Annotated in this window: 16 protein-coding genes; 9 read left to right on the forward strand and 7 right to left on the reverse strand. The window is 64.2% G+C overall.

The genetic code is table 11. The features are described 5' to 3' along the window. The first annotated feature begins 151 nt into the window (after nt 1-151). Nucleotides 152-2452, forward strand: coding sequence for an NADP-dependent malic enzyme (locus G3574_RS15095; RefSeq protein WP_163964632.1), 2301 nt, complete (start codon nt 152-154; stop codon nt 2450-2452). Between the two features lie 31 nt (nt 2453-2483). Here the strand turns inward: G3574_RS15095 and G3574_RS15100 are convergent, their stop codons facing one another. Continuing rightward, nucleotides 2484-3692 (reverse strand): YbfB/YjiJ family MFS transporter, encoded by a 1209-nt coding sequence (locus tag G3574_RS15100; protein ID WP_163964635.1) that lies wholly within the window; start codon nt 3690-3692, stop codon nt 2484-2486. A gap of 236 nt (nt 3693-3928) precedes the next feature. On the opposite strand from G3574_RS15100, the gene G3574_RS15105 reads away from it, so the two are divergent. The 5 genes from G3574_RS15105 (at nt 3929) to G3574_RS15125 (ending at nt 9375) form a co-directional block, all read left to right on the forward strand. Further along, on the forward strand, nt 3929-4696 hold the full coding sequence (locus G3574_RS15105; RefSeq protein ID WP_163964638.1) for an SDR family NAD(P)-dependent oxidoreductase: 768 nt from the start codon (nt 3929-3931) through the stop codon (nt 4694-4696). Between the two features lie 27 nt (nt 4697-4723). Then, entirely contained in the window at nt 4724-5239 is a 516-nt protein-coding gene (locus G3574_RS15110) for a 2'-5' RNA ligase family protein (protein WP_205609798.1), read from the forward strand. A 425-nt stretch (nt 5240-5664) separates the two neighbouring features. Beyond that, on the forward strand, nt 5665-6711 hold the full coding sequence (locus G3574_RS15115; RefSeq protein ID WP_163964641.1) for an RNA-guided endonuclease InsQ/TnpB family protein: 1047 nt from the start codon (nt 5665-5667) through the stop codon (nt 6709-6711). A 245-nt stretch (nt 6712-6956) separates the two neighbouring features. After that, the gene (locus G3574_RS15120) at nt 6957-7781 is read left to right on the forward strand and encodes a pseudouridine synthase (RefSeq protein WP_163964644.1); all 825 of its coding nucleotides are present in this window, start codon (nt 6957-6959) and stop codon (nt 7779-7781) included. Further along, nucleotides 7768-9375 carry an AMP-binding protein gene (locus G3574_RS15125; protein WP_163964645.1) on the forward strand — a complete coding sequence of 536 codons (1608 nt, stop codon included), beginning with the start codon at nt 7768-7770 and terminating at the stop codon, nt 9373-9375. The genes G3574_RS15120 and G3574_RS15125 overlap by 14 nt, the downstream gene beginning before the upstream one ends. A gap of 60 nt (nt 9376-9435) precedes the next feature. Here the strand turns inward: G3574_RS15125 and G3574_RS15130 are convergent, their stop codons facing one another. The 5 genes from G3574_RS15130 to G3574_RS15150 form a co-directional block, all read right to left on the reverse strand. Next, a complete protein-coding gene (locus tag G3574_RS15130; protein ID WP_163964704.1) occupies nt 9436-10851 on the reverse strand; it encodes an efflux transporter outer membrane subunit in 1416 nt (471 codons plus the stop codon). After that, nucleotides 10851-14027, reverse strand: a complete 3177-nt coding sequence (locus G3574_RS15135) for an efflux RND transporter permease subunit (protein ID WP_163964649.1) — start codon at nt 14025-14027, stop codon at nt 10851-10853. Before G3574_RS15135 ends, G3574_RS15130 begins: the two co-directional genes overlap by 1 nt. A 114-nt stretch (nt 14028-14141) precedes the next feature. Further along, entirely contained in the window at nt 14142-15371 is a 1230-nt protein-coding gene (locus tag G3574_RS15140; RefSeq protein WP_163964652.1) for an efflux RND transporter periplasmic adaptor subunit, read from the reverse strand. A 93-nt stretch (nt 15372-15464) separates the two neighbouring features. Then, a complete protein-coding gene (locus tag G3574_RS15145; protein ID WP_163964655.1) occupies nt 15465-16295 on the reverse strand; it encodes an alpha/beta hydrolase in 831 nt (276 codons plus the stop codon). 5 nt (nt 16296-16300) lie between these two features. Further along, nucleotides 16301-16492 carry a hypothetical protein gene (locus G3574_RS15150; protein WP_163964657.1) on the reverse strand — a complete coding sequence of 64 codons (192 nt, stop codon included), beginning with the start codon at nt 16490-16492 and terminating at the stop codon, nt 16301-16303. A 135-nt stretch (nt 16493-16627) separates the two neighbouring features. On the opposite strand from G3574_RS15150, the gene G3574_RS15155 reads away from it, so the two are divergent. From G3574_RS15155 to G3574_RS15165, 3 genes are all read left to right on the forward strand, one after another. Further along, a complete protein-coding gene (locus G3574_RS15155) occupies nt 16628-17605 on the forward strand; it encodes a LysR family transcriptional regulator (protein WP_163964660.1) in 978 nt (325 codons plus the stop codon). Between the two features lie 299 nt (nt 17606-17904). Further along, nucleotides 17905-19644, forward strand: coding sequence for a tannase/feruloyl esterase family alpha/beta hydrolase (locus tag G3574_RS15160; protein WP_163964663.1), 1740 nt, complete (start codon nt 17905-17907; stop codon nt 19642-19644). A gap of 171 nt (nt 19645-19815) precedes the next feature. Next, complete coding sequence (locus G3574_RS15165) at nt 19816-20997, forward strand: acetyl-CoA C-acyltransferase family protein (RefSeq protein ID WP_163964707.1); 1182 nt, start codon at nt 19816-19818, stop codon at nt 20995-20997. Between the two features lie 58 nt (nt 20998-21055). Here G3574_RS15165 and G3574_RS15170 read toward each other — a convergent pair whose 3' ends face one another. After that, nucleotides 21056-23017 carry a helix-turn-helix domain-containing protein gene (locus G3574_RS15170; protein WP_163964665.1) on the reverse strand — a complete coding sequence of 654 codons (1962 nt, stop codon included), beginning with the start codon at nt 23015-23017 and terminating at the stop codon, nt 21056-21058. Nucleotides 23018-23060: the final 43 nt, after the last annotated feature.

Here is a 23060-nt window from a genome sequence, read left to right on the forward strand (position 1 = left end):
AATTTGTGCAATCAAGGAGACAAGCCATACGCAGGCCCGGACCAGCACCCCGGGCCGTCGTCCGGCCGCCCTCATCCAAGCGAAGTGATCAGCGGGTGCCTACCGCCGCGCAGGCACTGGACGATGCCCGCCCCCTCACCAAAGGACAGCCATGTCAACAGAAATGAACGGAGAAGACAACCAGCTTCGCGAAGCGGCGCTGGATTACCACCGCAAGCCGACCCGGGGGAAGATCGAGGTCGTGCCCACCAAGGCGCTGTCCAACCAGCGCGACCTGTCCCTGGCCTATTCTCCCGGCGTCGCCTACGCCTGCGAGGAAATTGCCCGCAATCCAGACCTTGCCGCCGAGTACACCTCGCGCGGCAACCTGGTGGCGGTCGTGACGAACGGCACCGCGGTCCTGGGCCTAGGCGACATCGGCGCGCTGGCCGGCAAGCCGGTGATGGAAGGCAAGGGATGCCTGTTCAAGAAATTCGCCGATGTCGATGTGTTCGACATCGAGCTCGCGGAGCACGACCCCGACAAGCTGGTCGATGCGATCGCGATGCTGGAGCCGACGGTGGGCGGCATCAACCTCGAGGACATCAAGGCGCCGGAATGCTTCTACATCGAGAAGAAGTTGCGGGAGCGGATGAACATCCCGGTGTTCCACGATGACCAGCATGGCACGGCCATCATCTCCGCGGCCGCGTTGCTCAATGGATTGAAGGTGGTTGGCAAGGATATCCGCGAGGTCAAGCTGGCGGTGTCCGGGGCGGGCGCGGCGGCCATCGCTTGCCTCGACCTGATGGTCGAGCTCGGCGTGAAGCGGGAAAACGTTTATGTGACCGATTCCAAGGGTGTCATCTTTACCGGGCGCGACGCCAGCATGGAGCCCAACAAGGCGCGGTATGCGCAGCAGACCGGCGCCCGCACGCTGGCGGACATCATGCGCGACGCGGACGTGTTCCTCGGCTGCTCCACGGCGGGCGTGCTGACCGGGGACATGGTCAAGTCGATGGCCGACCGGCCGATCATTCTCGCGCTGGCCAACCCCGAGCCCGAGATCCGTCCCGAAGTGGCGAAGGCGGCGCGCCCCGATTGCATCATTGCCACCGGCCGGTCGGATTATCCGAACCAGGTCAACAATGTCCTGTGCTTCCCCTACATCTTCCGCGGCGCGCTGGACTGCGGCGCCACCAAGATCACCGAGGCGATGAAGCTGTCCTGCGTGAAAGCCATCGCCGACCTCGCGCAGGCGGAAACGAACGACGCCGTGGCACTGGCCTACGCCGGGCAGGAACTGTCCTTCGGCCCCGACTACATCATTCCCAAGCCCTTCGACTCGCGCCTGATCGAGCGCATTCCGCCCGCAGTCGCGCAAGCCGCGAGGGAGTCCGGCGTGGCGACCCGGCCGATCGAGAACCTGGATGCCTATCGCCAGCAGCTGAGCCAGCTGGTGTACCACACCGGACTCCTGATGCGGCCGGTCTTCAGCCTGGCCAAATCCATGCCCAAGCGCGTGGCCTACGCCGAAGGCGAGGAAGAGCGCGTGCTGCGCGCGGCGCAGACGGTTATCGACGAAGGACTTGCCCGCCCGATCCTGATCGGCCGTCCGAACGTGATCGACCTGCGCATCCGCAAGGCCGGCCTGCGCCTGCGCCCGGGACAGGATTTCGAACTCGTCAACCCGGAAGACGATCAGCGCTACCGCGCCTATTCCGATGCCTACCATGCGATGCGCGGGCGCGACGGCATCTCGCCGGACATGGCGCGGGCAGCGCTGCGCCGCTCGACCACCCTGATTGGCGCCATGCTCGTGGAGCAGGGCGATGCCGACGCCCTGTTGTGCGGAACCGTCGGCCGCTTCGACCAGCATCTCGACCGCGTGCGCGAAGTGATCGGGCCGAAGCCGAGCGCCACCGTCATGGCGACCATGAATGCGCTTACCCTCGACAGGTTCACCATCTTCATCACCGACACGTATGTCAACGATGACCCGAGCGCCGCGGAGCTGGCAGAGATCACATTGATGGCCACGGAAGAAATACGGCGCTTCGGACTCACGCCGAAGGTGGCCATGCTGTCGCATTCGATGTTCGGCTCGTCGAGCAGGCCATCAGCGAAGAAGATGCGGCGCGCCCGGGACCTGCTGGCCGAACTGGAGCCGGCGCTCGAGGTGGAAGGGGAAATGCAGGGCGATGCGGCGCTGTCCGAGGACATCCGCCGTCATTTCCTTCCCGGCACGCCCGTGGCAGGGACCTGCAACCTGCTCGTCATGCCGAACCTCGATGCCGCCAACATTGCCTTCAACCTGTTGAAGATCACCGGCGGCTTCGGCGTGACGGTCGGGCCGATCCTGCTCGGCGCTGCCAAGCCCGTGCATATCCTGAATGCCGCCGCGACGACCCGGCGCATCGTCAACATGACGGCGCTGGCGGTCGCCGACGCCAACGTGGAACGGCGCGGATAGATCCGCGGCGCCTGCCGCCGGTCCTCGCCGATCAGGCCTGGACCGGCGAAATGGCTTGCTTCGCCTGGCGCCGCAACAGATGCAGCAGCGCCATGCCGACTATCATGACCGCGGTCGCCACCAGCAAGGCACCGCGATACGAACCGGTCGCCGCCGCAATATAGCCAGCCATTGCCGGCGCGGTAATCTGCGCCACGCCATAGCTGAGCGTCAGGCCGGCCATCGCCTTGGCCGGATTGCCAGGATAGGCGCGCCCGATCAGCGAGAGGGTCAGGCTGACGATGCCCACCGCCGTCATGCCGTATAACACCGCGCTCGTCATGTTGAGGAAGCCGCTCTGGGTCGTGGCGGGAATGATGAGCGAGACGGCCTGCACGGCGAACGCCATGATCAGCGCAGGAATTTCTCCCGCACGGCGCGCGACCCAATCCCAGAAGAAGGATGACGGCACCCCGGCGGCGCCGACGATGACCCAGACCCAGGCGCCTTTGCCCGCGAGCGCGGGCAGCTTTTCGACGACGGCGACGATGAAGGTGGCGCCGATGACGAAGCCGAATCCCGCGCAAAAGTAGGCGGTGATCAGCAGGCCAAGCCAACGCCGCGAAAGCGGTGGCGGGCCCGCCTTGGCCGCGCCTCCGCCTTGCACCGGTTGCGGCGCAGGCAGCCAGCGCCATGCGGGGAAGAAAAACGCCAGTCCCAGCGCGCCCAGCGCAAGCCATTGCTTGTCCCAGGACAGGCTTCCTGCCATCGTCCCGACCGCCACGCCGGAGATCAGGATGCCGAGGCCCACTCCGGTGAAGTGCATTCCCAGCTCCGATTGATGGCCGTTCCGGATGAGCCAGTTGAGGATGAGGCCGGAGGCCAGCAGCAGGCCGGCGATGCTCGAGAATCCGGAGACGAACCGCAATGCCGCCCACAACGCCACGTTTTCCGTCATTCCCATCGCGGCTGTGCTCGCCAGCGCGATCAGCAGCCCCGCGCGATAGAGCTGGAACTTCTGCCTGGGTTCCCCGGTGGTTGCCGCCAGCAATGCGCCCGCCATGTAACCCATGTAGTTGAATGTCGCCAGCCACCCGCCGGCGAGATAGCTCAGGCCCGCTTCACGCTGCATGATGGGCAGCATCGGCGTGTAGGCAAACCGCGCCAGCCCGACCGTCAGGATCAGCGCGCAGATGCCCGAAAAGATGACCTGGCGGCGCTGGCGTTCCCTGTCGCCTCGTTGTTCGTGATCTCGCAGCATGATGTCTTTCCTGGAAGGCCAATGCTCGCATGGTAAACGCGTCTTGCCTTTTCAGCTTTCCCCTGTCGGAATGGGGGTTGCCTCTCATGTCTTCGTTGCCGCGTTCGCGGGCTCGACGCAATGCCTCCGGGCAAGCTGCAAGGAAATCCGAATTTCAGTAACCTTACTGGTTTGGGCTGGATGGGCTACGAGATGCCGCCCGCAGGCAGAACGATCATCTAAGAATGGAGACAAGCATGAGCAGGAAAGTCGCGGTCGTCACGGGATCCTCATCAGGCATTGGTGCCGCCACCGCCAGGCTGTTCGCCGAACGTGGCTACAACGTGGTCATCAACTTTTCACGCAATCCCGAACCGGCGCAGAAGGTCGCGGATGAATGCGCCGCGCTCGGCGCCGAGGTGATGCTGCAACGGGCGAACGTCGCGGAAGACGCAGACTGCCGGGCGCTTGCCCAGGCGATAGAGGCAAGGTGGGGAAGGTGCGATGCGCTGGTCAACAACGCCGGCACCACCAAGTTCGTCGCTGCCCAGAACCTCGAAGGACTGGGTGCCCAGGATTTCCAGGACATCTATGCCGTCAACGTCATCGGCGCCTACCAGATGATCCGCGCGCTGGCTCCGCTCATGAAACGCCATCCCGGCGCGGGCATCGTCAACGTGTCGTCGATCGCCTCGGTGTCCGGCGTCGGGTCGAGCGTTGCCTACATGGCGTCCAAGGGCGCGCTCAACGCGATGACATTCGGACTTGCCCGCGCGCTGGCGCCGGAGATCCGCATCAACGCGGTCGGGCCCGGCATGGTCGAAACGCCCTGGCTGCAGCAAGGGCTCGGGCAGGAACGTTACGAGGCGACACGCCAGTCCTACATGAAATCGACGCCGCTCGGCGCCACCATACAGCCCGAGGACGTGGCCGACGCCTGTTTCTGGCTGTGCGACGGGGCGCGCAAGACGACCGGCGAGTTCATCCTGATCGACAGCGGGCGCACGAAGTTTCCCTTGCTCTGAAGTCTACAGTCCGAAGGCAACGTCATCTTGATCCACGCATCGCCGCTCATCCTGACCTTGAAGCTCGATGCCGATTCCTTCGAGCGCCTGGATGGCTTGCGTCGTACGCATTTTCCGCCGGAGCGCAATTTCCTGTCCGCGCACGTCACCTTGTTCCATGCGCTTCCGGGAGAGGAATTGCAGGCCATCAGGGAACGTCTTCAGCAGGAGTGTGCGATGACCGCGCCCATGACGATCGAGTTTCCTCGCGTGCGGATGCTGGGACGGGGAGTCGCCATCGAGATCGTCAGTACCGGATTAAGCGCCTTGCATGGTCGGCTTGCTGCCGGCTTCCGGGACTGGTTGACGCCGCAGGACCGGCAGGGCTTTCGGCCGCATGTGACGATCCAGAACAAGGTGCCGGCGGCGCAGGCACGGGAGCTTTATGATTCGCTTTCGGCCGGGTGGAGCATGGCCGCGGGCCGGTCTGCAGGACTCATGTTGTGGGAGTACAAGGGCGGACCTTGGCGTGGGGTTGAGGAGTTTTGTTTTGCTGGTGGGTAGGCGGGGATCTCGATTCAACGGCCTTTGCGCGTGTCTCGTCGTTGATCCGGTTGCGTCTCTCACTTCGAGAGGACTTACCGGGACTGGTTCCGGCGGTCCAGGTACCCAAGTACTTTTTGTATCAGCAGATAAGGAAAGTATGCAACGAAAGTTTCTTTCAACCCCATGTGGGAGGCACTTAAGGATCGATGTTAGAGGCTGGCAAAGTCACCGACGCATGGGCAGGGCGGGCAGCGGAAAGGGAAAGCGCAACGGCACGGAAAACCCGGGTGAGCGAGGGCATGACGAAGATCGTCATCATGATGGGTTGTCGCCAAATTTTATCTCTTTGCGTTGTAAGACCTGGTCCTTTATAACGGGGATATAAGACGTGGCGCTTTCAGAGCGCCTTGCTTTTTGGTTGATATGCCCCAATCTAATTTTTTATGATCCGCTCCTTCCAGTACCGCATCAAAGACAGCTCTTGCGCCAATCACCTGGATGGTCTGGCACGCGCGGTCAATTTCAACTGGAACTTTTGCAACGACACCCAAAAGCACGCGCTAAAGTGGGGCAAGAAGTGGCCCAGCGGCTTTGATTTGTCGAATCTGTGTGCTGGCGCATCTAAAGAGCTGGGCTTGCACTCCCAGACCATCCAAGCGGTCTGTGAAACCTACGCCGCACGGCGCTCAGAAAAGAATCGCCCTTTTCTGCGCTATCGGGGCAGGAGGCATACTGGCTGGATCCCGTTCAAGGCGTCTGGCATCAAAGTCAAGTCGAACGGCTTTGCCTATGGCGGCAAGCTGTTCAAGGTCTGGATGAGCCGTCCGCTTCCCTCTCATGCCAAAATCAAGACAGGTTCCTTTTCCCAGGATGCGCAGGGTCACTGGTACATCAGTATTACCTTTTCAGTACCTGACGTGCATGCCATGCCGGTGACCAATGAAGTCGGCATCGATCTGGGCTTGAAAGAATTTGCCGCCTTCAGCAACGGCGAGAAAGAAGAGGCAAATCGATTCTACCGCGACTTAGAGCCGGAATTAACCAAGTCGCAACGCGCCAATAAGAAACGGCGCGTCAAGGCGATCCATGCAAAGATTGCCAATAGAAGGATAGATTACCTACACAAGCTGTCCACCGCGCTGGTGCGAACTTACGGCCTCATTGTCGTTGGTAACGTCAATGCATCCAAATTGGCCAAGACCAAAATGGCCAAGAGTGTAATGGATGCAGGGTGGAGTTCATTTCGAGATATGCTGAAGTATAAAGCGGTTGCGCACTCGGCATTTGTACTGGAGGTGAACGAGGCATTTACCACCGTAACCTGTTCTGCGTGTCTTTCACACAGCGGCCCTAGCGGGCTGAAAGAGTTACGAATAAGAGAATGGACCTGCGAGCATTGCGGCCAACATCATGATCGCGATGTGAACTCAGCTAAGAACACTCTCCGCCTGGGACATCAGGCGCTGGCAGCAGGAATTCCCGCACCTTAGGGCGGGGAGGATGTCAATAAGCGTGCAGCGGCCGCGGCCGTGCCGGCTCGCCCGATGCGTTGTCCGCGAGCGTAGCGGACTCAATACTAAGCGAGAGAATTGCGAAGTCAACAAGACCTAGTATTTCTACCGTAGAGCGATCGCAAGGCAGGCTCCCGCTCTTTATACTGGCGATCCACGGGCCAATCTTTCAACCCACCGAGACAGCGCAATGAACGCCATGACAGAACCATGTCCCGACCGCCATGACCGATAACCCGCTTACCGAGGTGTATCGCGATCCCTGGCTGCTGGCGGTGCACAAGCCGGCCGGCCTCCTGGTGCACCGCAGTCCCATCGACAAGCACGAAACCGTGTTCGCATTGCAATTCGCACGCCAGCTCAATGGCGGCGGGCATGTGTATCCGGTCCATCGCCTGGACCGCCCCACCTCCGGCCTGCTCCTCTTCGCGCGGGATCCGCAGACCGCCAGCCTGATGGGCCGGGCGCTGATGGCCGGCGAGGTAAGCAAGACCTATGTGGCAATGGTGCGCGGATGGACGCCGGACGAGGGCTTGATCGACCACCCGCTGCGCGAAGAACCGGAGGACAGGCGGCGGCTGGCCGAGCCGCAGCCGGTGCGCGAGGCGCGGACGCGGTTTCGCCGGCTGGCAACCACGGAGATCGCGGTGGCGATCGAAACCTATCCCACCAGCCGCTACAGCCTGGTGGCGCTGTATCCCGAGACCGGCCGCCAGCACCAATTGCGGCGGCACATGAAGCACATCAACCACCCCATCATCGGCGACGCTTACCATGGACGGGGGCGGCATAACCGGTATTTCGCGCAACGCTTCGGGCAGGGACGCCTGATGCTCGCGGCAACCGGCATGGCCTTCACCCATCCGGCGACCGGCGCGCGGCTGGAACTGCGCGCGGCGCCGGAAGCGAGCTTCCTGGAGGTGGGGGCGATGTTCGCCGGCAACCCGCTTGCGCCATTCATGCAGGGCGCGCCGACACCGGCGGACCCGAATGCAGACAAGCCTTCCCAGGCAATCGACAAGGAGACGACAAGCCATGCAGGCAATTGACTACCGCCACGGAGAGCAACCCCTGCACGAATACCTGCGCCATCACGCGCGGATCCGCCCTGAGAAGGCTGCCTATCTCTGGTACGGCAAGGAAATCAGCTATGGCGAACTTGACCGGCTGAGCGACCGCTTTGCGGTGAAGCTCGCCGCGCTCGGCGTGAAGAAAGGCGACCGCGTGCTGGTCTTCCTGAACAATTGCCCGCAATATGCGATTGCCCATTTCGGCATCCAGAAGCTTGGCGCGATCATCAGCCCGTGCAGTCCCTTGTTCAAGAAGCATGAGCTGGAATACCAGGCCGCCGACCTCGGCGCGGAAGTCATCGTCGCCGCCGACCAGCTTTATCCGGTGATCGAGCAAGTGCTGCCCTCGACCCGCCTCAAGCATGTCTTCCTGACCCATTACGGCGACATGCTGCCGCCGGAGCCCGCCATCAGCGTGCCGCCGGAGATGAGCACGCCCAAGCTCGCGGTGGCGGGAACGATGGACTTCCTGGAAAGCCTGGAGCAGCCCGGCGAAGCGGTGCCGCAGCCCGCCCTGCAGATGGAAGATGTCGCGCTGATGACCTATACATCCGGCACGACCGGCATGCCCAAGGGCGCCATGCTGACCTATCGCAACGCCCTGTTCAAGACCGCATGCACCGCCTTCGCCAGCGGCGCGGAGCACGACCATGTGATGCTGGCGGTCGCGCCGCTGTACCATATCGCGGGCATGCTGATGGGCTTGAACGTCACGGTCTACAGCGGCGCCACCACGGTGCTGCTGCACCGCTTCGATCCGCTGGCGGTCCTGCAGGCGATCGACCGCTACAAGGTGGTGAACTGGTACAGCATCGCGCCGATGAACGTGGCGGTGATGCAGGCGCCGCAGGCCGGCGATTACGACCTGCGTTCGCTGCGCATCAATCCATGCACCAGCTTCGGCATTACCCTGACCGAGGAACTGGCCGAGCGCTGGCGCGCCTTCGCCGGCGGATGCCAGACCTACGAAGCCGCCTACGGCTTGTCGGAGACGCATACCTGCGATACCTACACGCCGCCCGACGCGATACGCTGGGGCACCCAGGGAAGGCTGCTTCCCGGGGTCGAATGCCGCATCGTCGACCCGCAAACAGGCAACGATCTGCCGGTGGGCACGCTGGGCGAGATCGCGATGCGCAGCCCGGGTAATTTCAAGGGCTACTGGAACAAGCCGGAAGCCACCGCGGCGACGCTGCGCGACGGCTGGGTCTTTACCGGCGACATGGGCAAGCTCGACGCTGACGGTAACCTTACCTTCACCGGACGCCTGAAGGAGATGATCAAGGTATCCGGTTACAGTGTCTTCCCCGAGGAAGTGGAGACGATACTCATCAAGCATCCCGCGGTGAAACAGGCGGCGGTGATCGGCATCCCGGATCCGGCCAAGGGAGAAGTGGTCAAGGCCTTCGTGGTGCTTCATCCGGGCGCGCCGGCCTCTACGCCGGAAGACATCATTGCCTGGAGCCGCGAGCAGATGGCGTCCTACAAGGCGCCGCGCGAGGTGATCTTCCGCAGCGAGCTGCCGGCGACGGGCACGGGAAAGATGCTGCGGCGGCTGCTCAAGGAAGGCTGAGCTCGCCGCATAAAAAAAACCGGCCAGCGGCCGGTTAAAAGCGGTCGGGTCAGGAATGGGCTACCACCCGCCGCCGAGAGAGCGGATCAAGGCTACCGTCGTGCTTGCGCGGGCGCCGCGCAGCTGCACCGCGGCCCGTTCGGCGCTGGCGAGATTGCGTTGCGCATCCAGGAAATCGAGATAACTCGATCTTCCGGCGCGATACAGCCTGTCTGCCAGTTCGGCGCTGCGGCGCGAGGACGCAACCGCGCTGTCGATGGCCTCCGACTGGCCAGCCAGCGTGCGCAAGCCAACAAGGTTGTCTTCTACTTCGGACAGCGCCGCCAGGATGCTCTGGCGGTAGGCGGCCACGGCTTCCTCAAGCGCCGCTTCGCTGCGCGCGATGTTGCTTCGGTTGCGGCCGCCATCCAGGATGGGCAAGGCTGCCGCCACCCCGAGCAGCCAGGTGCGGCTGGTCCAGTTGAACACGTCCGCCAGGTCCGCCGACTCGCCGCCGCCGGCCGCCGTCAGGCGCAATGCCGGAAACATGGCCGACTTTGCCACGCCGATGCGGGCGTTGGCGGCGATCATGGCGCGTTGGGCTGCCGCGATGTCAGGACGCCGCTCGAGCAGGGCCGAAGGCAATCCGGCTGGAATCGACGGCATGGCGGCTGCCAGCAAGAGGTTGGTTTCCAGGCTGAACGCTGCGGGCGGCTTGCCGAGAAGGATGGCCAGCGCATGTTCCAGCTGGGCCCGCTGGCGCTCGACGGCCAGCAGGTCGGATCGCGTCGTCGACAGCTCGGTATTGGCGCGCGCGAGATCAAGTTCGCCGATGTCGCCCAGATCGAAGCGGCGCTGGTTGATGCGTACGTTTTCTTCGCGAAGGCGCACCGTCTCCCGGAGCAGGCCGAGCTCGGCATCTGCGGAGAGCAGGCGGAAATAAGTCTGCGCGACATCCGCCTGCAGCGCCAGCTGGACCGAGCGGAACGTCGCTTCGCTGGCGGCAGCGTCAGCCTGACTGGCGCTGACGTTGCCGGCCACCCGGCCGAAGAGGTCGATTTCATAGCTCGCCCCAAGGCCCGCCTGGAAGACGTTGCCCGCAGGGACAGGCGTGCCGGCAGGCAGCCCGAGCGGCACCGCCGACGCGCGGCCGCGCTGGGCGCCGGCCTGCACGTTCACCTGCGGAATGCGTTCCGACTCGGCGATGCCGGCGAGGGCGCGCGATTGCCTGACGCGCGCAGCCGCGGCGGACAGGTTCTGGTTGGCCGCTGTCGCCTCGGCGATCAGCGCGTCGAGCCTCGCATCACCGAAGACCTTCCACCATTCGCCGCGCGCCTGAGCTTCGGCAGGCTGGGCGGGCTTCCACTTGCCATCGGCAGCGGCTTCCTTGAAATTGCTCGGCAGCTCGACTTCCGGCGCCTGGAATGCCGGCGTTGCGCAGGCAGCCAGCAGCAGGGCGGCGACGAGAGGCGTGAATCGATGCATCATCCGGGTCATCATGCAACTCCTTCCGGCTGCGACGCGATCGCCGCCGGCTTGTGTTTTTCGAAACGCTTGGCGAGCATGCGCAGCAGCACATAGAACACCGGCGTGAGGAACAGGCCGAAGAGGGTGACGCCCAGCATGCCGGCGAACACCGCCACGCCCATCGCATGACGCATCTCCGCGCCGGCCCCGCTTGAGAACACCAGCGGAACCACGCCCATGATGAATGCGATGGACGTCATGAGGATGGGGCGCAGGCGCAGCCGGCAGGCTTCGAGCGCGGCGTCCACGATGCTGCGGCCATGCTCTTCGAGCTCGCGGGCGAATTCCACGATCAGGATGGCGTTTTTCGACGCCAGGCCGACCAGCACGAACAAGGCGATCTGCGTGAAGATGTTGTTGTCGCCATGGGTGAGCTTCACGCCCAGCAGCGCGCAGAGAATCGACATCGGCACGATCAGGATGACCGCCAGCGGCAGGGTCCAGCTTTCGTATTGCGCCGCGAGCACCAGGAACACTAGCAGCACGCACAGCGGGAAGACGAAGACCATCGTGTTGCCGGCAAGGATTTCCTGGTAGGTCAGCTCCGTCCATTCATAGCTCACGCCCTTGGGCAGCACTTCCTTAGCGATGCGCTCCATCGCCGCCTGCGCCTGGCCGCTGGAATAGCCGGGCGCCGGGCCGCCGTTGATGTCGGCCGAAACGTAGGCGTTGTAGCGCTGCACGCGGTCGGGGCCATAGCTATCCTTCACGCGCATGAGCGAGGACAGCGGAATCATTTCGCCCTTGCTGCTGCGGACCTTGAGCTGGGCAATGTCTTGTGCGTGCGAACGGAAGGGCGCGTCGGCCTGCACCCGGACCTGGTAAGTGCGTCCGAACTGGTTGAAGTCATTGACATACAGCGAACCGAGATTGATCTGCAGCGTCTGGTAGATCGTCGACAAGGGCACGCCGAGCTGCTTGGCCTTGGTGCGGTCGATGTCGGCAAACAGCTGCGGCACGTTGATCTGGTAGCTGGAGAACACGCCGGCCAGCTCGGGCGTCTGCCAGGCCTTCGCCTGCAGTGCCTGGACCGCCTTGTAAAGCTCGTCGTGGCCCAGGTTGCCCCGGTCCTCGATCATCAGCTTGAAGCCGCCGATGGTGCCCAGGCCGTTCACCGGCGGCGGCGGGAACACCATGATGAACGCATCCTGGATGCCGCCCAGCTTCTGGTTGATCTGCTGGGCGATCGCCATGCCGGAAAGCTCCGGAGACTTGCGGCTCTCGAAGCCATCCAGGCCGAAGAACACGATGCCGGCGTTCGGCGCATTGGTAAAGCCGTTGATCGACAGGCCGGGGAAGGCGATCGAATCGTGCACCCCCGGCACCGTCTTGGCAACGTCGGACATCTTGCGGATCACTTCCTCGGTCCTGTCCAGCGAAGCGGCATCCGGCAATTGGGCGAAGCCGACGAGGTATTGCTTGTCCTGCCCCGGCACGAAGCCGTTCGGCACCGCCTTGAACACGAGGACGGCGGCGACGGCAAGGACCGCATAGATGGCAAGCGCGGCCGACTTGTGGGCAAGCACGGAACGCACGCCGCCGGCATAGCCGTGCGATGCCCGGTGAAACACCGCATTGAACCAGCCGAAGAAGCGTCCGAACAGCTTGTCCATGGCGCGCGTCAATGCGTCCTTGGGCGCGTCATGCGGCTTGAGCAGGGTTGCCGCCAGCGCCGGCGACAGCGTGAGCGAGTTGAACGCGGAAATGACCGTCGATATAGCAATCGTCAGCGCGAACTGGCGATAGAACTGTCCCGACAGGCCGGAGACGAAGGCGATCGGCACGAACACCGCGCACAGCACCAGCGCGATCGCGATGATGGGTCCGCTGACTTCCTTCATGGCCTGCACCGTGGCATCGCGCGGCGAGAGGCCGGCGGCAATGTTCCGCTCGACGTTCTCCACCACCACGATGGCATCGTCCACCACGATGCCGATCGCCAGCACCAGGCCGAACAGCGAAAGCGTATTGATGGAAAAACCGAAGCCGAGCAGCACCGCGAAGGTGCCGATGATGGAGACCGGCACGGCAACGAGCGGAATGATGGAAGCGCGCCAGGTCTGCAGGAACACGATGACCACCAGCACCACCAGTGCGACTGCCTCGAGCAGCGTGTGGATCACCGCGCGGATCGATTCGCGCACGAACTGGGTGGGATCGTAGACGACGCTGTAGTCGACGCCTTCCGGGAAATCCTTCTTCAGTTCTTCCATCTTGGCGCGCACGTCGGCCGAAAGCTGCAGAGCATTGGACTGCGGCGCCTCGAAGATGGCGATTGCCGCGGCGGACTTGTTGTTCAGCAGTGAACGCAGCGCATAGCCGTTGGAGCCGAGCTCGATGCGCGCCACGTCCTTGAGCAGCGTGACCGAGCCATCCGCGCCGGTACGCACGATGATGTTGCCGAACTCCTCTTCGGTCTGCAGCCGGCCCTGGGTGTTGACCGTGAGCTGGAATTCCGCGTTCTTCGACGGCGATGCGCCGATCACGCCGGCGGCTACCTGCACGTTCTGTTCGCGGATGGCGGCGACCACGTCGCTCGCCGTCATGTTGCGCGCGGCAACCTTCTGGGGATCGAGCCAGACGCGCATCGCGTAGTCGCCGGCGCCGAACAACAGCACTTCGCCCATGCCGGGAATGCGCGCGAGCTGGTCCTTGATGTTGAGCACCGCGTAATTGCGCAGGTAAACATCATCGTAACGGCCGTTGGGCGAAGACAGGTGCACCACCATCGTCAGGTTGGGCGAACTCTTGGCTGTCGTCACGCCGATCTGCCGCACTTCTTCCGGCAGGCGCGGCAGAGCGCGCTGCACGCGGTTCTGCAACTGGCTTTCCGCCTGCTCGACATTTGTGCCGATCTTGAAGGTGACGGTCAGGGCGAGGGAGCCGTCGGAGGTGGCCTGCGACGACATGTAGAGCATGTTTTCGATGCCGTTGATCTGCTCCTCGAGCGGGGCGGCGACCGTTTCGGCGATCACCGTCGGGTTAGCGCCGGGATACTGGGCGCGCACCACGACCGAGGGCGGAACCACTTCCGGATACTCCGAGATCGGAAGCTTGAAGATGGCTAGCGCGCCGCCGACGAAAATAATGATCGACAGCACGGCGGCGAAGATGGGGCGGTCGATGAAAAAGCGGGAGAAATTCATGAGATGCTCGCTTGGAAGGTGTGACAGCGCCGGCCCTCCCGCCGCTGCGGCGGGGAGGCTGGCTGGTATGCGTCAGGCGAAGCTGGCCGGCAGGCCAGGCCGCCGGGCCCTACGTCAGGATTTTTCCTTCTGCGGTCCGGCGTTGTCCTTGCTCGCCGTCTTCTGGCCGCTGTCCTGCTGCCTGGCGGCTTCCTTGCCGCCGACGGTCAGGGCCGCATCCATGGGCACCGTTTCCGCCGTGACCGGCGCGCCCGGCCTAACACGCTGCAAGCCGTTGACGATGACCTTCTCGCCCGGCTTGAGGCCTTCCCGCACCACGCGCATGCCGTCGACCACGGGGCCCAGCCGCACCGGCCGGTACTCCGCCTTGCCGTCCGGGGTGACGACGTACACGAACTTGCGGTTCTGGTCGGTGCCGACCGCGCGCTCAGCCACCAAGGCGGTCTTTGCTCCTTCGCCGGTCGGCGCGAGCTGCACCCGGGCGAACAAGCCCGGCGCCAGTGCGTTATCGTCGTTCTTGAACACGGCCCGCATGCGTACGCTGCCGGTTGCCGGATCGATGCGGTTATCGACGAACTCCAGCTTGCCTTCGCGCGGGAAGCCTTCCTCGTTCGCCAGGCCGACGCGAACCGTTGCGGGCTGGCCCTTGCGCGCCTGGGCGCTGACGCGCAGGAAGGCATCCTCGTCGCCATCGAAGCTCGCGTACACCGGGTTGCTCGACACCACCGACGTCAGGACCACGTTGCCGTCGACGAGATTGCCGAGGGTAACTTCCGCCTTGCTGGCGCGGCCATCGATAGGAGAATGGACCTTGGTGAAGCCGAGGTTAAGCTTCGCCGCCTCGTAGGCCGCTTGCGCCGCGCGGGCATTGGCCTCAAGCTCCTTGTAGGCGGAGGCCTTTTCGTCGGCCTCGCGTTGCGCGATGGCTTTTTCCGCCACGAGCTTGTCCGCGCGGACCAGTTCCAGCTTCGCGAGATCGGCCCGGGCGCGGGCGGCATTCGCGACCGCCTCGGTGCGGCTGGCTTCCGCCTGGTAGGGTCGCGGATCGATGACGAACAAGACATCGCCCTTCTTCACCACCGCACCCGGCTTGAAGTTCACGGCCGCGATGAAGCCGGAGACGCGCGGGCGGATCTCGACGCGTTCCACCGCCTCGATGCGGCCGGAGAATTCCTGCGTCTCGACGACCGGCTTCTCCAGCACGGCGGCGGCGGTGATCGGCGGGCCGGCATTCTGCTGGGGTGCTTCCTTGGCGGAGGGCTCGCCGCAGGCGGCGAGAACGAAGGCGGCGATTGCGCTTAGCGCCAATCCGCCCGAGGCAATCAGCGTGGTCTGTCGTTTCATGGTGGTTCCTCTTTCTGTTTTCTTTTTGTTTAGTCTGCTGACCCAGGGCGCCCGCCTGGCGGGCCGATCCAGTCATTTATTCACTTCATTCATTCACTTATGCGCCAGCCCGGCAAGGAAGCCCGCAATGGCATCCAGCACGTCGTGCTTGCGCACGCAACTGCAGCGCGCATCCGGCTCCCGCAAGCCCAGCGGACCGAGCCGCCTGGCCGTGACCGCGATGCCGGCAGCCGACAGCTTGGCGCCGTATTGCTCGGCTTCGTCGCGCAGCGGATCGTCGTGCGCGGAAAGCACCAGCGCCGGAGGCAAACCCTTCATCCGGCTCGACTGCAGCGGGCAGGCATAGGGATGGGTCCTGTCGACCGCCCGTGGCAGGTAATCGCGGTATCCCGCCGCGCAGGTTTCGGCTTCCCGCGCGCTGCCATCGGTATTCGAGACCTGGCGCATCGAACAACTCGTCAGGCCGGGGTCCAGCATGGGCATGATCAATACCTGTCCGGCAAGCGCCGGGCCGCCCCGGTCGCGCGCCAGCACCGCGGATACCGCCGCGAGGTTGCCGCCGGCTTCGATGCCGGCGCTGACCAGGGACTTTCCATTCCATCCCAGCCGCGCGCGGTGCCGCTGCACCCACTTCAGGACGGCATGAGCATCCTCGACCGCGGCCGGGAAGGGCGCTTCGGCGGGAAGGGTGTACTTGCTGGCAAGCACCCGCCAGCCGGTCTGTGAGGCGAGCAGGCCCAGGAATTCATCCACGCCATCGAGGTCCGCCTGAAGGAAGGCGCCGGGCGGAAAGAAAACGACCAGCCCGTCGTTTCCCCCTGCGGATTCCCCCGAGGCAGGCGCAGGAACATACAGGCGCGCGGCCAAGGCGCCGCGTGCGCCTTGCACGTCGAGGTCGCGGCGGCGGAGCTGTTCATTGCCCATGGCTGTCACGAAGCATCCCGGGCGACCGGGATGACGAATACGCGCTGCGCCAGATCTTCGAAGCCGCGGTACTGCGCGCTCACCGCGCCGCCCGCGTCCATCGCCTCCGCCAGCGCGCTGCTGCAGGCGACAGCGGCCGCGCCGTACGCTGCCAGCAGGACCGCCGCCGCGGTGAAAGTCGCTTCTCGCAAAGTCATGATGAACTCCTGTTTGCCGATGCGTAGCAGGATAACTTTGTTCTACAATCCGGATAAATAACCTCGCAATGAATTGACTGTTCATGAATCTGAACAATGATGCATGCGGATGCTGAACCGGAACAGGAGGTACTAATGGACAAGCTTCAGGCCATGGAGATTTTCGTGCAGGTCGTCGATGCCGGCGGCTTTACGCGCGCCGCGGAAAACATGCAGTTGCCAAAGGCAACCGTCTCCACGCTGATCCGCAACCTGGAACAGGAGCTGCGCGTCAAGCTGCTCAACCGCACCACGCGCCAGATCAGCGTGACACCTGACGGTGCCGCCTATTACGAGCGTTGCCAGACGATACTTGCCGACGTGCGCGACGCCGAGGAAGCGCTTTCGCAGTCGAAGTCCAGCCCGCGCGGGCGGCTGCGCGTGGAAGTGCCGACCGCGCTTGCCCGCACCCTGATCATTCCCGCGCTGCCAAGCTTTTATGAACGTTATCCGGAAATCGAGCTGGAGATGGGTTGCACCGACCGCACCGTCGACCTGGTCGAGGAAGGCGTGGATTGCGCCGTGCGCGGCGGCGACCTCGCGGATTCCACCCTGGTGGCGCGCCGGGTCGGCAGCATCGCCCTGGCGACCTGCGCCGCGCCATCCTACCTCGCCCTGCATGGCACGCCGACGCATCCGAACGACCTGCTGGCGCATCGCTGCATCAATTACTTTTCGGCACGCACCGGCAAGGTCCACGACTGGATCTTCGCCCGGGGAGAGGAGCGCCTGCAACTACGCGTGCCGGGGCGCATCGCGATCAACGATTCCAACGGCTACCTCGCCGCGGGCATCGCCGGACTGGGTGTCGGGCAAATGGCGGCTTACATGGTGAAGCCTTATGTGCAGACCGGCCAGCTGGAACCGGTGCTAACGGACTGGTGCTCCAACGTGATTCCGATGCACGTGGTATATCCCCAGAACCGGCACCTGTCGGCGAAGGTACGCGCCTTCGTGGAGTGGGTCTCCGAACTGCTGGCCGATGAAGACAGGATGCGCACCGGCTTGCACGATTGCCCCAACCGGAAAGCCTTGCTGGCGGACGCGGCCCAGGCCGACCCGGCCACGGCCTGAATCCGGTGTGCGAGTCCACACCGGGATGATGTGAAGCCGCGCGCTGCTATTCCCCGCCATCTATGTCATCACTGCGGGCGGAATGCAGCACATGCGCCAAATCAAACTGCCATTCGCCAACTGTCCCGACAACACACTGAAAACCCCTCCTGTGTAGCGCGTTCGCACATTGAACATGCGACACCCGCGCGTAAAAATTGAATTGTCTCAACTCGCCTTGCAGCCGACGTACCAAAGAACAGCGGCAGCCAGGCTCGTCGAGTTTCCAGACGCTCAATATCATTACACTAGGAGACAGCATGAATACATGGAGAATCGCTCAGCCGGCCGGCTGGATAGCCCTGGCCGCCCTGGGTCTTTCGGCTTGCGGAGGCGGGGGAGGGGGAAGCACGCCGGTTGCCAGCGACCCCGGAACCACGACGACCACGCCCGCCGTCCTGCCGCTCACCTGCGCGCAGCTTGCGGGAACGGCCATTCCGGCATCGTCGATCGGCTTGCCGACGTCGGGCGGCGCGGTAACGAGCGCCACGCTGGTTGCCGCCAGCGGCACGGGCGCCAGCGCGGTTCCCGAACATTGCCTGGTCAACGCCTCCATCTCCCCGGTGGACAAGACCGCGCCTAACATCCAGTTCCGCGTCGCACTGCCGACGAACTGGAATTCCAAGGCGCTGATGCTCGGCGGCGGCGGTTTCGACGGCAGCATTCCCAACGTCACCGGCAACGTTCCCAACGGGCCGACCGACAAGGCAACACCGCTTGGCAGGGGATATGTCACCTTCGCCAGCGATTCGGGCCACCAGGCCAATGCCTTCGGTTCGCAGGACGGTTCCTTCGCCTTGAACGACGAGGCCGCGAGGAACTTCGGCGGAGACGCTATCAAGAAGACCCGCGATGCCGCCATGTATCTCGCCAAGCTGCGCTATGCCGTCGACAAGGTGCAGAAAGCCTACTTCGCCGGCGGATCGACCGGCGGACGCGAGGCGCTCGCCGCCGTCACCCGCTGGCCGGCCGACTGGGATGGCGCGATCTCCTGGTATCCCGCATGGAACGATGCCGCGGCGCTCCTCGGCGGACAGCGCATGAACCGTGCGCTGGCGCAGCCGGGCGCCTACCCGAACACCGCCAAGCGCCAGTTGTTGTATAACGCAGTCATGGCGGCATGTGACGGCCTTGATGGCGTGAATGACGGCCTGATCAGCAACCAGAACCGCTGCAATGCGGTGTTCAATCCCACGACTGCGACCTACAACGGCAATCCGCTGCGCTGCGCCAACGGCGCGGATACCGGCGACACCTGCCTGTCGGACGCGCAGATCACGGCACTGAAGACGATCAACACGGACACGCGCTTCAACTTCTCACTGGCGAGTGGCGAGAACCACTATCCAGGCTACAACGTCTGGGGCGCGGATCTCGGCATCACGACCAATCCTTCGCCGGTGCAGCCGACGGTCACCTTCCTGGCCTTCGGCACCTCTCAGCCGGTCATGCCCATGCCGCGCACGGCGCCCTACGTCAGCGTGCTGCTGGACCAGTGGATCAAGAGTTCCGTCACCAAGGATGCGAACTTCGATTCCCTGAGCTTCGATCCGGAAAACCCCGGGCCTTATGCAGGCAGGATCAGCGAGCTGAGCACCCAGCTCGACACGCGGGTCGACCTCGCGCCGTTTGCGGCGAAGGGAGGCAAGCTGCTGATGGCCCACGGCACGGTCGACGTCCTGGTCAGCACCCGGGCGACGGAGGAGTATTACCAGCGCCTGCAGAGCCAGATGGGACCGTCGGAGGTGGACAAGTTCGCGCGCTATTATGAAGTGCCCGGACTGGGCCATGCCGCCAGCACGGTTTTCAATGCGACCTGGGATTCCCTCACCGCGCTGGAAAACTGGTCGGAAAAGAGCACGAGCCCGTCGAGCCAGGTGGTCGCCGATACCGTCGGCGTTCCCGGCCGTACGCGTCCGCTCTGCGATTATCCGAAGTGGCCGAAGTACAACGGCACGGGAGACGTCAATTCCGCGGCCTCGTTCACCTGCTCCAACTAAGCTGCAGATGATGGGCTCCATCGATCGCCATGCGCGTTCGATGGAGCCGGCCTCTCCGGACGAATGAAATGGGATTCCCGCCTGCGCGGGAATCCCATGTCGCCCGACCAGCGCGGCCAGTAACGGGAATTTCGCAAAACCAGTTCAACCACTCGAAAACGACATGTCATGATGAAGGATGTAGTTATCGCGGGCGCGGCCCGCACCGCCGTCGGCACCTTCGGCGGCAAGCTCAAGGACTTTTCCGGCTCCGACCTGGCAACGATCGCCGTAAAGGAAGCGTTCGCCCGCGCCGGCGTCGATCCGGCCGCCGCACAGCACATCGTGCTCGGCAACGTCATCCAGTGCGAACCGCGCGACGTGTACGTCTCCCGCGTGGCCGGCCTCAACGCCGGCATGGCCAAGGAATCGGCCGCCCTCACCCTCAACCGCCTCTGCGGCTCCGGCCTGCAGGCCATCGTCACCGCCGCCAACGCCATCCAGCTCGGCGATGCCGACATCGCCGTCGGTGGCGGCGTGGAAACCATGAGCCGCGCGCCCTATGTCATGCAGACCGTCCGCTGGGGCACGCGCATGGGCGACGCCAAGATGCTCGACATGATGCTCGGCGCGCTCAACGATCCCTTCGGCGCTGGCCACATGGGCATCACCGCCGAGAACGTCGCCGACCTGTACAAGATTTCCCGCGAGGAGCAGGACGCCTTCGCCGCCGACAGCCAGCGCAAGGCGCTTGCCGCCATCGAGGCCGGGCACTTCAAGTCGCAGATCGTGCCGGTGGAGATCAAGGCCCGCAACGGCGTCGTTGCCTTCGACACCGACGAGCATCCCAAGGCCGGCACCACGGCCGAGTCGCTGGCCAAGCTCAAGCCGGCGTTCCGCAAGGACAACGGCACGGTAACGGCGGGCAACGCCTCCGGCCTGAACGACGGCGCTGCGGCGGTGGTGCTGGCCAGCGCCGAGGCGGCCACGCGGCACGGCCTGACGCCGCTGGCGCGGCTGGTGTCGTACGCGGTGGCGGGGGTGGACCCGTCGGTCATGGGCACGGGACCGATCCCGGCGGTGAAGCTGGCGCTGCAGCGCGCGGGCCTGACGCTGGGCGAGATGGATGTGATCGAGTCCAACGAAGCGTTCGCGGCGCAGTCGCTGGGCGTGTGCCGGGGGCTGGACCTGGATCCGGCGCGCACGAATCCGAACGGCGGCGCGATCGCGCTGGGGCATCCGCTGGGTGCCAGCGGGGCGATCATTACCATCAAGTGCGTGTACGAGCTGATGCGCACGCAGAAGCGCTATGGCCTGGTGACGATGTGCATCGGCGGCGGCCAGGGCATCGCTGCCGTGTTCGAGCGCGCCTGAACCTTCAGGGATGCGCCCCCTCAACGGCGGCGCATCCCTCGGCGACATCAGGCTCCTGTCATGAAAGGCGCCACAGCCTCAGCGCCACGTGAATTTCCAGCGCGCGTATCGGATTTCCCCAGTAGCCCAGCAATTCCTCGACGCTGGTCAGACGCTGCCTCACGGTGTTCACGTGGATGCCGAGGCGGGTCGCGGTCGTTCTCGCGTTCTGGTTGCTATCCATGTAGCTGAGCAGGGTGTCGGCCAGTTGCGTATGGCGCTTGTCGTCATACGCGATGAGCGGGCCGATCGTCGCTTCGATGAAGGACTTCAGCCTTTCCTGGTCGTGGCTTTCGAAGAGCACCGAGTACAGCGCCATTTCATTCTGGTCGATGATCTGGCCCTTGATGCCCAGCCTGCCGATCACGGCCAGGCCGCGCCGCAGCGCCGTGTAGCAGGCGGGGATTTCCGCCGGCGACTGGATGGGACGGGAGACGATGCCGCCATAGCGGTCGATGAACTCGCGCTTGGCGATGGCGGTGAATTCCGAAAGCGTGTGCTGTATCTTCGTCGTGGGAATGATGATCGCAAGGGCGCCGTCGATCTCGTCGAGCACGAGTTCCGACAGTGACGAACCGGCGCGCAGACGCCTCGCCAGCGCATCCGGCTTCAGGCCTTCGGTCTCAACGAGGATGAGCGAAGCGGGTTGCGCCAGGTCCAGGCCGAAGCGCTTCGCCCGGTCCCACGTCAGGGAAAGGTCCTCGCGGCGGGTGCCGGTGATCAAGGAACGCATCAACGCCGACACATCGCGGCTCTTGCTTGCCTCCATCCTTTCCTGGGACAGCAGGACAATGCCGATGATGCTCGAGCTGCGTTCGAAGGTGCGGACAGGAATTTCGCCGAGGTCTCCCTGCCGGAACAGGAGCACCGCGCCAAGCAGGTCGTTGCCGCCGATGACGGCGATGACCCGGCACAGCTCGCCGTCCTCTTCGCGCGCGATGACCGAGCGTCCGCCTTGCCGGCTGTTGCGTATGGCCTGAGTAACCTCGGCGCTCAGGGCGCTGTGGGGCGCGTAGGTATCCGCCAGCCGGCCTGTATAACCCGGCGCGGTTGCCTTGCTGATCACGTGGAACGCCTCATCCAGGATCACGATGCTGCCGTTCAGCAGATGGGCAATCGTTTCCGACAGCGTGCCGAGCGAGGCGCCCTTCGCCAGCAGCGCGGTCAACTGCTCGTGTGCTTCCGCCGCGTTCTGGATTTCGCGCGCATGATGTTCGAGTTCCTCGCGCGCTACGTCCGCGCGATGCAGCGCATCCTTGGCATGCTCGAAGGCCCTGGCATTGTTGATTGCCACGGCGGCGTAGGTAGCCAGCGTGCTGAGGATGGCGACATTCAAGGTAGTGTAGGTGCGGTGGTAACGATCCGCGATGAACAGCAGGCCGACCACCTTGTCATCGAACATGAGCGGCACCCCCGCCAGTCCCGCCACACCCTCGCTGCGAAACGTGTCGTCCAGGATAGGGTCGTGCGGGAAACGATTGTCGAGCAGGTAATTCTGGGTGAAGAAGGGCAGGCGCGTCGACAACACGATGCTCGCGATGCCAAGCCGCCCGCTGAGCTTCATCCTCGTGGTGTTGAAGGAGATCGCTCCGTCGGACGCCAGCACCCGGAACTCGTCTTTCTCGGCGTCGTGGATCGTGAGCCAGGCGACATGCGAACCCAGGAGATTGCGCGCCCGGGTGACGATTGCCCCAAGCAGGCTGTCGGTGTCCAGCCGGCTGGACAAGTCCTTGGCGGAATCGAACATCGCCAGCATGCCTTGTTCGCTCAGCTGGTGCATGTCAAGGCGGTTCTTGACGCCCATTGCCATCCTGACAAGGTTTGCCGTTCCGGCGCTGTCCTTGCCTTCGAGGTGCATGACTTCGGCGCGTGCAAGATGTGCCGCGAACTCCTCGATCGGCGCATTCCGGTGCAGGAGGCCGACCAATTCAGTGGCGAGGTCCCTGGAAACAAGCTCTGTCCGTTCAGTATCCATTCTCATGCCCTATCGAAACAATCGGAAAGCGTGATCCGTACTCATGTCG

The organism is Noviherbaspirillum galbum, from assembly GCF_010974945.1.
Classification (GTDB): domain Bacteria; phylum Pseudomonadota; class Gammaproteobacteria; order Burkholderiales; family Burkholderiaceae_D; genus Noviherbaspirillum; species Noviherbaspirillum galbum.